We start from the raw sequence: 12,985 nt of genomic DNA on the forward strand, positions 1-12,985 counted from the left end.
GTGCAGCTTCGGCCTTCGGCGCGGCTGCACCGTCAGCCTTCGGCGCTGGGGCGGCGGAACCCGCACCGCTTGCGGCAGCGGAGACATCCTCGCCATCGGCGGCGAGAACCGCGATCAACGCATTGACTTTGACGCCTTCGGTGCCGGCGGCAACGACGAGCTTGGCGACCGTGCCTTCATCGACGGCTTCGACTTCCATCGTCGCCTTGTCGGTCTCGATCTCAGCGATCACATCGCCAGACTTGACCTTGTCGCCTTCCTTGACCAGCCATTTGGAAAGATTGCCTTCCTCCATGGTCGGAGAGAGGGCGGGCATCGTGATATTGATCGGCATCGAAACACCCTCCCCTTATTTGTAGCAAACAGCCTTCACCGCATCGACCACTTCGCCGACGTTCGGAAGGGCAAGCTTTTCGAGATTGGCGGCGTAAGGCATCGGAACGTCCTTGCCTGCGATCGTCAGGATCGGCGCATCGAGATAGTCGAAGGCCTGCTGCATGACGCGGGTGGCGATTTCGGTGCCGACGGAGGACTGCGGATAACCTTCCTCGACGGTGACCAGACGGCCAGTCTTCTTCACCGATTCGATGACGGTCGGCAGGTCCATCGGGCGGATGGTGCGAAGGTCAATCAGTTCGACGTCGATGCCGATCTTCTCGAGTTCGGCGACAGCCTTGGTCGCATAACTCATGCCGATGCCGAAGGAGACCACAGTGACGTCCTTGCCCGGACGATGGATGCGGGCCTTACCGATCGGCAGGACGAAATTGTCGAGCTTCGGCACATCGAAGTGCTGGCCGTAGAGAATTTCGTTTTCGAGGAAGATGACCGGGTTCGGATCGCGGATCGCAGCCTTCAGCAGGCCTTTGGCGTCGGATGCCGTATAGGGCATGACGACCTTCAGGCCGGGAATGGCGCTATACCAGGCTGCATAATCCTGGCTGTGCTGGGCGCCGACGCGAGCCGCGGCACCATTCGGACCGCGGAAGACGATCGGAGCACCCATCTGGCCGCCGGACATATAGAGCGTCTTGGCGGCGGAGTTGATGATGTGGTCGATCGCCTGCATGGCGAAGTTGAAGGTCATGAATTCGACGATCGGGCGAAGGCCGGCCATTGCGGCACCGACGCCGACACCGGCAAAGCCGTGCTCGGTAATCGGCGTATCGACGACGCGGCGGGGGCCGAATTCCTGCAGTAGCCCCTGCGTGACCTTGTAAGCGCCCTGGTATTCGGCGACTTCCTCGCCCATGACGAAGACGTTTTCGTCGGCGCGCATTTCTTCGGCCATGGCGTCGCGGAGCGCTTCGCGCACGGTCGTCGACACCATTTCAGTGCCGGCCGGGATTTCGGGGTCGTTCGGAACGACAGCCTTCGGCTCGGCCGGAAGCGGCGCGGAGGCGGAACCGGTGTTGGTCGGCTTCTCTTCCTGGGCAACCGCGGGCGCTGCCGCGGCAGCGGGCTTGGCGGCGGAAATGTCCGAAGCGGATTCGCCGTCCTGCAGCAAAACGGCGATCTTGGTATTGACCTTGACGCCTTCAGTGCCGGCATCGACGAGCAACTTGCCGATGATCCCTTCATCGACAGCTTCGACTTCCATCGTCGCCTTGTCGGTTTCGATTTCGGCAATCACGTCGCCGGAGGTGACCTTGTCACCTTCCTGCTTCAGCCATTTGGACAGTGTGCCTTCTTCCATGGTCGGAGAGAGGGCGGGCATGAGGATATCGATAGGCATGGGTTCCCTCCCCGATTAGAGCAGAATGTCGGTGTAGAGCTCGGATGCATCCGGCTCCGGATCGGCCTGGGCGAAATCGGCACTGTCGGCGACGATATCGCGGACATCCTTGTCGATCGCCTTCAGATCGTCTTCGGAAGCCCAGCCCTTTTCGACGAGGCGAGACTTGACCTGTTCGATCGGGTCATGCTCGGAGCGCATCTTCTGCACTTCGTCCTTGGAGCGATATTTCGCCGGGTCGGACATGGAGTGACCGCGATAACGATAGGTCAGCATTTCGAGAATGATCGGGCCCTTGCCGGAACGGCAGTGTTCGAGCGCCTCGTCGGCCGCAGCCTTGACGGCGCGGACGTCCATGCCGTCGACCTGAATGCCTGGGATGCCGAAGCCGGATCCACGAAGCGAGTAGTTCGACTGCGCAGTGGCGCGCGCGGTCGACGTCCCCATGGCGTAACGGTTGTTCTCAACGATATAGACGATCGGCAGCTTCCAGAGAGCAGCCATGTTGAAGCTCTCGTAGACCTGGCCCTGGTTGGCGGCGCCGTCGCCGAAATAGGCGATGGAGACATTGTCGTTGCCGCGGTAGCGGTTTGCGAAGGCAAGACCCGTTCCGAGCGAGACCTGGGCACCGACGATGCCATGACCGCCGTAGAAATGCTTCTCTTTCGAGAACATGTGCATCGAGCCGCCCTTGCCGTGGGAATAGCCGCTGCGACGCCCGGTCAGTTCCGCCATGACGCCGCGTGCTTCCATGCCGGTTGCCAGCATATGGCCGTGATCGCGATAGGCGGTGATGACCTGGTCGCCTTCCTTCTGCGCCATCTGCATGCCGACGACGACAGCTTCCTGACCGATGTAGAGGTGACAAAAGCCGCCGATGAAGCCCATGCCGTAAAGCTGGCCGGCCTTCTCCTCGAAGCGACGGATCAACAGCATCTCGCGATAGGCCTTGAGCTCTTCATTGCGATCGAAGTCGGCTACAGGGCCTCCATTCGATGCTTTGGCTGCCGGTTTTGCTGCAGTTTTGCGGCTGGAAACGGTCGCGGTCTTTCGCGGCGCCATTCAACCCTCCCTATGGGTTTGTCGTTTCTTGGTGGGGCGTACCATAGGGAAGAAATATGACCACAGCAATGCCATAATTGCATGGCTCGTATTCGCTGCTAAATTATTGGAAGAACTATGAAAATTCCAATTAACCTGTTTTCGGTTAATTGGAATAATGGTTGAATATGACGATCTCGTCCGCGCGCGACATGTTGAGCTGATAACGCGCTTTTTCGTCCAACATATCCTTGTCGAGCGAGCCGTCACTGAGGAGCGCGACCTGATTTTCCAGATGTTCGCGCTTCGCCTTCAAGACTGCAAGCTCTTTTTCACGCGCGACACGCTGATGCTCGAACGTCTCCGTTGCGCGCAGGCCGTAATCGCCATGGATGCAATGATAACCGAAATAGGAGAGGAAGGCGACCGTCATGGCCGGAATGACGAAGCGACCGATCTTTCTCTTCTTATGATGCTTTGTCCACATACACGCATGCTCTTGAACGCATTACCAATTCGTTCAATCTAACGCGCAGAGATTAACCGTTCGTTGACTCTAAAAACCGGGCAATAAAAAACCCGCGCCGGGAAGGCGCGGGTTAAACCATTGAACATCAGATCCGATCAGCCGCGAATGATCGAGCGGCCGGCATACTGGGCCTGCGGGCCGAGGCCCTCTTCGATGCGGATCAGCTGGTTGTACTTGGCAAGACGGTCGGAACGCGACAGCGAGCCGGTCTTGATCTGACCGCAGTTGGTGGCGACGGCGAGATCGGCGATGGTCGAATCTTCGGTCTCGCCGGAGCGGTGCGACATGACGGCGGTATAGGCCGCCTTGTGCGCCGTGTTGACGGCATCGAGCGTTTCCGTCAGCGAGCCGATCTGGTTGACCTTGACGAGGATCGAGTTGGCGACGCCCATGCGGATGCCGTCGCGAAGACGGGCGGAGTTGGTAACGAAGAGATCGTCGCCGACGAGCTGGGTCTTCTTGCCGGTCAGGTCGGTCAGCGTCTTCCAGCCGTCCCAATCGTCTTCGGCCATGCCGTCCTCGATCGAGATGATCGGATACTTGGCGGCGAGCTCAGCCAGATATTCGGCCATGGCGCCCGATTCCAGCGTGCGGCCTTCCCCTTCGAGAACGTATTTGCCGTCCTTGAAGAATTCGGTCGAGGCGCAGTCGAGGCCGAGGTAGATGTCCTCGCCCGGCTTGTAGCCGGCTTTCTCGACCGACTTCATGATGAAGTCGAGAGCTTCCGAAGCACTCTTCAGACCCGGTGCGAAACCGCCTTCGTCGCCGACATTGGTGTTATGGCCCTGCGCGGCAAGTTCCTTGCGCAGCGTATGGAAGACTTCCGAACCCATGCGCACGGCTTCGGCGATCGAATCGGCGCCGACCGGCAGGATCATGAATTCCTGGAAATCGATCGGATTGTCGGCGTGGGCGCCGCCGTTGATGATGTTCATCATCGGCACCGGCAGCAGGCTGGCGGAAGCGCCGCCGACATACCGGTAGAGCGGCAGGCCGGACGCCTGGGCGGCAGCCTTGGCGACGGCGAGCGACACGCCGAGGATGGCGTTGGCGCCGAGGCGCGACTTGTTCGGCGTGCCGTCCAGCTCGATCATGATATTGTCGATCTGGATCTGGTTTTCGGCGTCGATGCCACCGATCGCGTCGAAGATCTCGGTGTTGGCGGCTTCCACCGCCTTTTCGACACCCTTGCCCAGGTAGCGCTTGCCGCCGTCGCGCAGTTCGACCGCCTCATGCGCGCCCGTCGAGGCGCCCGAGGGAACGGCCGCGCGGCCCATGCTGCCATCTTCGAGATAGACATCGACTTCGACGGTGGGGTTGCCACGGCTATCGAGAATCTCGCGGGCGATGATATCGGTGATTGCAGTCATGGGTTCTTCCTGCTCGGTGGGTGGTGATAAGTCGGTTCGAAACCTGTCTTAGTCGAAGGCGTGCAAATTACAATGCTGCAATTTCCAGCCTTCGAAAGCGTTCGGATCTCGCCTAAAGAGCGTCGCGATCTTTCAGATTCGCTTGCCACGCTTTAGGTCTTTGGCTTTCCGCATGTCGTTGTCGCAAAACCGCTGCACACTTTTTCGCGACATGCCTATAGCACGATCATGTCAGGCTGTTGAACGTCAAGCCTTGGCGACCGCATCGAAGGCAAGCAGCTTTTCAAGCAGCCGCGGCATGTCCTTGAGATAGACCATGTTCGGGCCGTCGGAAGGTGCATTGTCGGGGTCCTGGTGGGTTTCGACGAAGACGCCGGCAATACCGGTGGCCACTGCTGCGCGCGCCAGCGTTTCCACGAATTCCCGCTGACCGCCGGAGGAATCGCCCTGCCCGCCCGGCTGCGCAACGGAATGGGTGGCATCGAAGATAACGGGCGCGCCCATCGCCGCCATGATCGGCAGCGAACGCATGTCGGAAACCAGCGTATTATAACCGAAGGAGGCGCCACGCTCGCACAGCAGCACGTTCGGATTGCCGCTGGCGTTGAGCTTCTTCAGGACGTTCTTCATATCCCAGGGAGCGAGGAACTGGCCCTTCTTGACATTGACGACGCGGCCGGTCTTGGCGGCGGCGATGAGAAGGTCGGTCTGGCGGCAAAGGAAGGCCGGGATCTGCAGGACGTCGACGACCTTTGCCACCTCCGCGCATTGCTCGGCGGTATGAACGTCGGTCAGGACAGGAAAGCCGAATTCCTTCTTGAGGTCAGCAAAGACCTCCATGCCCTTTTCGATCCCGATGCCGCGTTCAGCCGAAAGAGAAGTGCGGTTCGCCTTGTCGAAGGAGCTCTTGTAAACGAGGCCGATGCCGAGCTTTGCGCAAAGCTCTTTCAGCGTACCGGCAACCATGAAGGCGTGGTCGCGGCTCTCCATCTGGCAGGGACCGGCAATCAGCGACAGGCGGCCGGTATTGGAAAAGGTCACCTGGCCTTGGCCTTCGCCGATCTTGACTTCGGAATTCGTCTCAGTGCTCATCGTGTCTCCTCGAAGGCGAAGAGCGTGCCCTGCCCGGGCGCGGGCTTCACCAGAATGCGATTGTTCTTGCGCGTGTATGTCACCCCGTTAGCAGCCAAATGCGCTTCTGTCACGGCAAGATCGGCGACAATGAAGAGGATTGCCCGGCCACGCAGGCCGCGATCGGCGGATGAGCCGGCGATCTCGAAATAGGCTTCTAGCCCTTCCGGCGTCATCAGGCTGATTTTCGCGTTCGAAGCAGCAACATTGACGCCAAAACCGGTTTTCTCGACTGCCGCCTGCGCCACGGCAAGGCCGACGAAGGCTCCGAAAGCGGCGGCATCAGGCGCGCAGAGCGCGATCTCGGCAATGCCGGTGACGCCATTGGCATGCGTCTCCAGCGCGCCGCGGTCGGCCGGCAGCGGATTGACGCGTTCGACGCTGAAAAGGAAGAGATCGGGCGCTCGCAGGTCGCCGGCAAAAGCCAGCTTGAAGCCGGCGATGCTCTCAGAACCGTCCGGCATCGTCATCGGCCGGGTGAACTGCAGCATCTCGCCGGCGCTCGATCCGTTGCCGACGAAGTTCTGATGATCGATGCCGGCATCCTTACTGCCGAAAGCAAGCCCCGAAAGCCCCTCCTCGCCGCAGCGGAAGCGGAAGGCCCGGTTGCGGGCGGTGAAAACATTGCCTTGCCGCGCTGAGGCCTCGCTCTCCTCGACACTCGCAATCCCGAGCGGCTCCAGATAGGTCTTGTCGGCAAAAAAGACGCAGGCGTTTTCCGTTCCGAAGGGATGGCGTGCATCGGCGGCAACGGTGAAGCCGAGCTTGCCAAGCCTCTCGCGCGCCAGATCGATATTGACGACGGGCAGCACCACATGATCCAGCGGGTGCGGCTTGGCGGAACGCTCGTTCATGATATCCCTCCTGGAAACGGCAAGAGATGTGCGATGGCGCGCCCCTCAATGCAAGAGATGTGTCCCAATCCGGCGAATGAAAATAAAAATCTCAACGAGTTGGCGCCAAGTTTTACGGAAATTTAGCTACTTGCGGAACACATATGGAACATATAGTGTCTGTTCTGGATTTGTTTCAATCACGAGGTCACAACGTCGATGCTCACGCGCAAACAACAGGAGCTTCTCCTTTTCATTCATGAGCGCATGAAGGAATCCGGCGTTCCGCCATCTTTCGACGAAATGAAGGATGCCCTGGACCTCGCTTCCAAGTCCGGGATTCACCGGCTGATTACGGCGCTCGAGGAACGTGGCTTCATTCGCCGCCTACCGAACCGCGCCCGTGCGCTCGAGGTTATCAAGCTTCCGGAGGCCTACAGCCCCAGCATTCAGCCCCGGCGGGGCTTTTCGCCCAGCGTCATCGAGGGCAGCCTTGGCAAGCCGCAGCCGGTCGCCACTCCTGCTCCCGCAAAACCCGTCGCCGACAACGGCAACTCGGTCTCCGTGCCGGTCATGGGCCGTATCGCCGCCGGTGTTCCGATCTCGGCGATCCAGAACAACACCCACGACATCGTCGTTCCGGCCGACATGCTCGGTTCCGGTGAACATTATGCGCTCGAGGTCAAGGGCGATTCGATGATCGACGCCGGCATCTTCGACGGCGACACCGTGATTATTCGCAACGGCAGCACCGCAAGTCCTGGTGACATCGTCGTTGCTCTCGTCGACGACGAAGAAGCGACACTCAAACGCTTCCGCCGCAAAGGCGCCTCGATCGCGCTGGAGGCGGCCAACCCGGCTTACGAGACCCGGATTTTCGGGCCGGACCGCGTCAAGGTTCAGGGCAAGCTCGTCGGCCTCATTCGCCGCTATCACTGACATCAGGCATTCTAGATTCGGCAAAACTGTTGCTGCGCCAGTCATAGGCGCGATGCCGCATCCATGGCCGCGACAATGCATCGAATGCGGTTGCGACCTCCAGGCCGGCGTCGGCGAAGCGCAACTCGACGGAACCGGTCCTGCGCAGCGTTTCGCCGGTGAAGAGCGTCGCCCCTGAGCGGCAGCTGTTGAAGCGCAGGCGGACCGACGTCACGACGATATCGGCCGCGTCGCATGCTGGACCGAGATAGGCGGCATTGTCGATGACAGCAACCACGTGACCATTGCCAAGCCTTGATGTGCACCAGGCCTTCTTGACGCAGGAAAAGCGGTTTGCTTCACCGGCCGCTGCAGCCGCCCGCATCGCCGACCTTGCTTCGTTCTGCTGATCGCGGGAAAGCCTGACGCGGCGGTCTTCTCCCTCCGGCGGAAGAACAGGACCATCCAGCATCTTCGGCGGGTGATGCGTCGGCAGGACCAGCGCTCTCTGCCACTGGTCGAAGATGAAATCCGGCGGTCTTCCACGGTTGGAAGCCATGGCCCCCGCCTCGACGATTGCGACGAGACCACCATCCTCCGAAATCGCCAGATCCGGCGGCCGGGGAACCGGCAGAAGCAAGAGGACGAGCGTCGACACCGCGATGATCGATGTGCCGATATGGCGCAGCCGGGTGCGGAGCAGCGTCAGCAGCAGAAAGCCTGCGACGGCTATCGCGAAATACGAAGCGGGCAAGCGGCCGATGCCGATGTCGCCACCCCAGCCGGACACCGTCTTTGCGATCGCGATCACCAGATCGAGGCCGAATCCGACGACCTTCCAAGGCAAAACGTCCAGACCGAAAGGCATGAGCAGCATCGCCAGCAACCCGGCCGGCATGATGATGAAGGAGATGATCGGCATCGTCGCGAGGTTTGCCGGCAGGCCATAGGCAGTCAGGCGATGAAAATGCTCGATCGAAAACAGCGCGGTGGAAAAGCCGCCGATCAGCGAGGTCAGGAAGACGCCGCCGAAGAAACCCGCAACCGTAACGACGGGCCGAAAAACCGGCAGCTTCAGGAAAGCGTTTTCGCGGACGCGCCGGTCCTTCCACAGCTGGTAGCCAGATACCAACGCCAATGTCGCGGCAAAGGACATCTGGAAACTCGGACCCAAGACCTCGGACGGTGAAATGGCGAGAATGACGAGCGTCGAGAGAGCGACATTGCGCAGGCTGATCGACGGCCGGTCGAAGAAGACGGCAATCAACATGATCGCCATCATGATGAAGGCGCGTTCGGCCGAGACGGCAAAGCCGGAGATCAGGAAATAGGCCGTGACGGCGATGAGCGCGCCGGCAGCAGCGATCTTCTTGGTCGGATAGGCTTGGGCGACACCGGGAAAGAGGCTGAGCAGCATGCGGAAACCGACGAAGAAGATGCCGGCTGACAGCGCCATGTTGAGGCCGGAGATAGCGATGATATGAGCCAGACCGGACTGGCGCAGCGCCTCCGTCGTCTCATTCGAGATGGCGCGCCGCTCGTCCGTCACCAGAGCAGCGGCAAAAGCGCCGGTGTCGCCGGGCAGGATCGACCTTATGCGGTCGCCGATACCGCTGCGCAGCCGATAGAGACCTTCGAGCAGCGCTTCCGTCGTCGATCTGGCCGCTTGCGGACCTGCCTGCAAATCGACCTTTGTCGGCGCACCGTAGAAGAAGCCGTTGGCGCCGATGCCATCGAAATAGGCACCGAAGGAGAAGTCGTTGAGCTCCGGAAGCGCTGGACCTGCTGGCGGCGTCAGCCGTGCCCTGCCGGTTATGATATCACCGATCTCGAAAGGCGCGTCCGCGCCGCGGGCGATCGCGGTTATGCGCCCCGGCGGCCGCTTCACCTCCGGCGCCTCAGTGCCGGTGACGGCAAGAATATAGCGCCACCGCCCGCGACCATCGCCTTCGCGCCGCTCGACACGGCCGGTCACCGTCGTCGTCACTGATGAATCGAGGATCACGGTCGAAGCCCGTCGGCTCTCGAGCTGCGCCGAGACCACGCCGCAGGCGACAAGTGCAAGCGCCAGCAGCGTTGCCCGCAATGCCGCCCGGCTGCGGCTGGCGATGAGAACCGCGACGGTCAGCACCAACAGGCAGAGCAGCGATGCAACGAGCGGGAAGTCCGATGCCGCTAGAAACCAGAAGGCTGAGCCGGCGCCGAGGAAGACCGGTGAGAACAGCAGCAGGCGGCCATGGTCCGCCTCTTCGCCCAGCATGCGCATGCCACCACGCAGCGATTGCGAGGCTGCTGCCGGCAGCCGGTGGCGCCACGGTGTCGCCGACTGCGTCCTTGCAGGCCGCGTCACCACGACAGGCGGAGAAAAACCGGCGGAGTCGGCAAGGCCGGCGCCTGCTTCCGGCCGCAATTCGACTGTCGTCAACTCCTGCATGTGCTGCCCAAGGTCACTCGCCCAGACAGCCAGAATGCAACCGCCAATCAAATCCGGCAAGAATAATCGATTGAAAAGTGAGGGAAAATTGAAAGAGCCAAAAGAGCAGTCGAATCATCGGCTTCCGATATGCATGCGGCTCATCGCTGCAGTGCCTAAAAGGTGATACTGCAATGCACAAAATGCCATCACGGTAACTTGGCATTAGCCTCGCGATCATATAGCTATCGGTGAGGACGCTTAACCCCTATGGCGCTTTTATGGCGCCACCGCCATTTCGGAGGATCAGCATGACGGATCAAAGCGCTACAATAAAAATCGGTGACAAATCAGTCGACCTTGCCGTTAAAAGCGGCACGATCGGACCGAGCGTCATCGATATCGGTGCCCTCTACAAGAACACGGCTTCCTTCACCTACGATCCGGGTTTCACGTCGACTGCATCCTGTGAATCGAAAATCACCTACATCGACGGCGACGAAGGTGTCCTGCTGCATCGCGGCTATCCGATCGAGCAGCTTGCCGAACATGGCGACTTCCTCGAGGTCTGCTACCTCTTGCTTTACGGCGAACTGCCGACCACCGTGCAGAAGAAGGATTTCGATTATCGCGTCACGCACCACACCATGGTGCACGAGCAGATGAGCCGCTTCTTCACCGGCTTCCGCCGCGATGCGCATCCGATGGCCGTCATGTGCGGCTGCGTCGGCGCGCTGTCGGCCTTCTACCACGACTCCACCGACATCACCGATCCGCACCAGCGCATGGTCGCCAGCCTGCGCATGATCGCCAAGATGCCGACGCTTGCCGCCATGGCCTACAAGTACCATATCGGCCAGCCCTTCGTTTACCCGAAGAACGACCTCGACTATGCCTCGAACTTCCTGCGCATGTGTTTTGCCGTGCCTTGCGAGGAATATGTGGTCAATCCGGTGCTTGCCCGCGCCATGGACCGCATTTTCATCCTGCATGCCGATCATGAGCAGAACGCCTCGACCTCGACCGTCCGTCTCGCCGGTTCGTCGGGCGCCAACCCGTTCGCCTGCATCGCCGCCGGCATCGCCTGCCTCTGGGGCCCCGCGCATGGCGGCGCCAACGAAGCAGCGCTCAACATGCTGAACGAAATCGGCTCGGTCGACCACATTCCGGAATATATCGCCCGCGCCAAGGACAAGAACGATCCGTTCCGCCTGATGGGCTTCGGTCACCGCGTCTACAAGAACTACGATCCGCGCGCCAAGATCATGCAGAAGACGACGCATGAAGTGCTCGGCGAACTCGGCATCAAGGATGATCCGTTGCTCGAAGTGGCGATGGAGCTGGAGCGCATCGCGCTCACCGACGAATATTTCATCGAAAAGAAGCTCTATCCGAACATTGACTTCTATTCCGGCATCACGCTGAAGGCGCTGGGGTTCCCCACGACCATGTTCACCGTGCTCTTCGCGCTTGCCCGCACCGTCGGCTGGATCGCGCAGTGGAACGAGATGATCGAGGATCCGGAACAGCGCATCGGCCGTCCGCGCCAGCTCTATGTCGGCGAACCGAAGCGCGATTACATCCCGGTTTCGAAGCGCTGATCGCTTTAAAAGAACCCAAAAGAAAACCCGGTCAGAAATGACCGGGTTTTTTCTTTTCCAGCACGTCGAGAAGGATCTCGGCGGCGTGCTCGCCGGGCGGCTTTTCGGTCTGCATGCGTTGCCAGACGAGATCGTAACCCTCGTTCATCGCCTTCAATTGGAGCGTATCGGCCGACAGCCGCTCCATCCAGCGCGCCAGGCTTGCGCCGCGGACCACCTCGTTCAGATATTCCGGCACGACGGCATAATCGGCGATGATATTGGGCAATGCGCCCGTCCATACCTTGATGCGCTTGGTCAGCAGGCTGATGATCCAATCCGTCTTATAGACGGACACCGTCGGCACGCCGGCAAGGCCGAGTTCGAGGATGACCGTACCGGAAGCCGCCATCGCGGCATCCGCTTCGGCAAAGGCCTTCCACTTCTGCATGGATCCGACCACGACCTCCGGCGGCGTGGCCCAGCCGGCGACGAGACCCTTCACCAGCGCTTCATTGTGCGGCACGGTGGGCAGCAGGAAACGCATCGGGCCGTTGCGGGCGACGAGTTCCCTGGCCGCGTCCTCGAAAAACGGCAGCAGCCTGCTGATTTCGGAGGATCTTGACCCAGGAAGCATCAGGATCGTCTTACCCGCTTCGCCGACGGGTGCGCGCCCGGCGCGCAACCGCCGCGCTTCGAGCAGCGCCGGATCGGCGGTCAGGCGATGGCCGACATAGGTGGTCTCAGGCCCGCCGAGCGTGCGCATCACTGCCGGCTCGAAGGGCAGGACGGCGAGCACATGATCGACGTAGCCGAGCATGCGCGTGGCGCGATATTCCTTCCAGGCCCAAACGCTCGGACAGACGTAATTGACAACAGGCAGATCGGGCAGCGCGGTGCGGACACGCTTGGCGACGCGATGGGTGAAATCCGGGCTGTCGATAATGAGAAGAATATCAGGCTTTGCGGCAATGATGGCAGCCGTCGTCTGGCGGATCAGGGTATAGAGCTTCGGCAGCCGACTCAGCACCTGGGTGATGCCCATGATCGACAGCTCGGAGAAATCGAACAGGGACCGCAAGCCTTCCGCCTGCAGCCCCTCGCCGCCGACGCCGACGAGTTCCACCGGTCCTCTATGAATCCGCTTCAGGGCGGCAATGAGATCTGCTCCAAGCAGATCCCCCGACACCTCGCCGGCAATGACGGCGATCTTCAGCGGCGCCCCGTTCATTCGAGCCCCCATGACGGCAGGCCGCGATCGATGCCGCAGACGAAAAGCCCGGCCTCATCAGCGGCTTTGATGACGGCGGCGCGATCGAGCACCAGCGAGCGGCCGGCCTCGACGGCGACGCCGGCAAGGCCGGCTTTCCTCGCGTTCAAGACCGTGGAAACGCCGATCGCCGGCAGGTCGGCACGGATATCCTGTTGCGGCTTG

12 protein-coding genes are annotated in these 12,985 nt (G+C 60.9%); 2 read left to right on the top strand and 10 right to left on the bottom strand.

Translation table 11 applies throughout. The annotated features are described in order from the left end of the window. From MOV76_RS35010 to MOV76_RS35040, 7 genes are all read right to left on the bottom strand, one after another. A partial coding sequence (locus MOV76_RS35010) for a biotin/lipoyl-containing protein (protein ID WP_247266259.1) occupies nt 1-334 on the bottom strand: 334 nt, incomplete at its 3' end. Nucleotides 335-349: 15 nt separating this feature from the next. Next, the gene (locus MOV76_RS35015; protein WP_018241903.1) at nt 350-1,735 is read right to left on the bottom strand and encodes a pyruvate dehydrogenase complex E1 component subunit beta; all 1,386 of its coding nucleotides are present in this window, start codon (nt 1,733-1,735) and stop codon (nt 350-352) included. 15 nt (nt 1,736-1,750) lie between these two features. Beyond that, complete coding sequence (pdhA, locus tag MOV76_RS35020) at nt 1,751-2,797, bottom strand: pyruvate dehydrogenase (acetyl-transferring) E1 component subunit alpha (protein WP_247266260.1); 1,047 nt, start codon at nt 2,795-2,797, stop codon at nt 1,751-1,753. 145 nt (nt 2,798-2,942) lie between these two features. Next, a complete protein-coding gene (locus MOV76_RS35025; protein WP_018241902.1) occupies nt 2,943-3,263 on the bottom strand; it encodes a septum formation initiator family protein in 321 nt (106 codons plus the stop codon). A 137-nt stretch (nt 3,264-3,400) separates the two neighbouring features. After that, entirely contained in the window at nt 3,401-4,675 is a 1,275-nt protein-coding gene (eno, locus tag MOV76_RS35030) for a phosphopyruvate hydratase (protein WP_018241901.1), read from the bottom strand. A 246-nt stretch (nt 4,676-4,921) separates the two neighbouring features. Further along, nucleotides 4,922-5,767 (bottom strand): 3-deoxy-8-phosphooctulonate synthase, encoded by an 846-nt coding sequence (kdsA, locus tag MOV76_RS35035; protein WP_018241900.1) that lies wholly within the window; start codon nt 5,765-5,767, stop codon nt 4,922-4,924. Beyond that, the gene (locus MOV76_RS35040; protein WP_018445459.1) at nt 5,764-6,660 is read right to left on the bottom strand and encodes a VOC family protein; all 897 of its coding nucleotides are present in this window, start codon (nt 6,658-6,660) and stop codon (nt 5,764-5,766) included. Before MOV76_RS35040 ends, kdsA begins: the two co-directional genes overlap by 4 nt. Before the next feature lie 198 nt (nt 6,661-6,858). On the opposite strand from MOV76_RS35040, the gene lexA reads away from it, so the two are divergent. Further along, entirely contained in the window at nt 6,859-7,578 is a 720-nt protein-coding gene (gene lexA / locus MOV76_RS35045) for a transcriptional repressor LexA (protein WP_003539306.1), read from the top strand. Here lexA and MOV76_RS35050 read toward each other — a convergent pair. After that, nucleotides 7,559-9,991, bottom strand: a complete 2,433-nt coding sequence (locus tag MOV76_RS35050; protein ID WP_247266261.1) for a ComEC/Rec2 family competence protein — start codon at nt 9,989-9,991, stop codon at nt 7,559-7,561. The two genes, lexA and MOV76_RS35050, sit on opposite strands and share 20 nt — an antisense overlap. A 290-nt stretch (nt 9,992-10,281) precedes the next feature. Between MOV76_RS35050 and gltA the strand changes: the two genes are divergently transcribed. After that, nucleotides 10,282-11,571 carry a citrate synthase gene (gltA, locus tag MOV76_RS35055; protein ID WP_018241898.1) on the top strand — a complete coding sequence of 430 codons (1,290 nt, stop codon included), beginning with the start codon at nt 10,282-10,284 and terminating at the stop codon, nt 11,569-11,571. 31 nt (nt 11,572-11,602) lie between these two features. Here gltA and lpxB read toward each other — a convergent pair whose 3' ends face one another. Continuing rightward, nucleotides 11,603-12,781: a lipid-A-disaccharide synthase gene (gene lpxB, locus MOV76_RS35060; protein ID WP_131703242.1), complete on the bottom strand. Its 1,179-nt coding sequence runs from the start codon at nt 12,779-12,781 to the stop codon at nt 11,603-11,605. Further along, a partial coding sequence (gene lpxI, locus MOV76_RS35065; RefSeq protein ID WP_247266262.1) for a UDP-2,3-diacylglucosamine diphosphatase LpxI domain-containing protein occupies nt 12,778-12,985 on the bottom strand: 208 nt, incomplete at its 5' end. The genes lpxI and lpxB, both read right to left, overlap by 4 nt.

Source organism: Rhizobium sp. PRIMUS64, from assembly GCF_023006465.1.
GTDB classification, from domain to species: Bacteria; Pseudomonadota; Alphaproteobacteria; order Rhizobiales; family Rhizobiaceae; genus Rhizobium; species Rhizobium leguminosarum.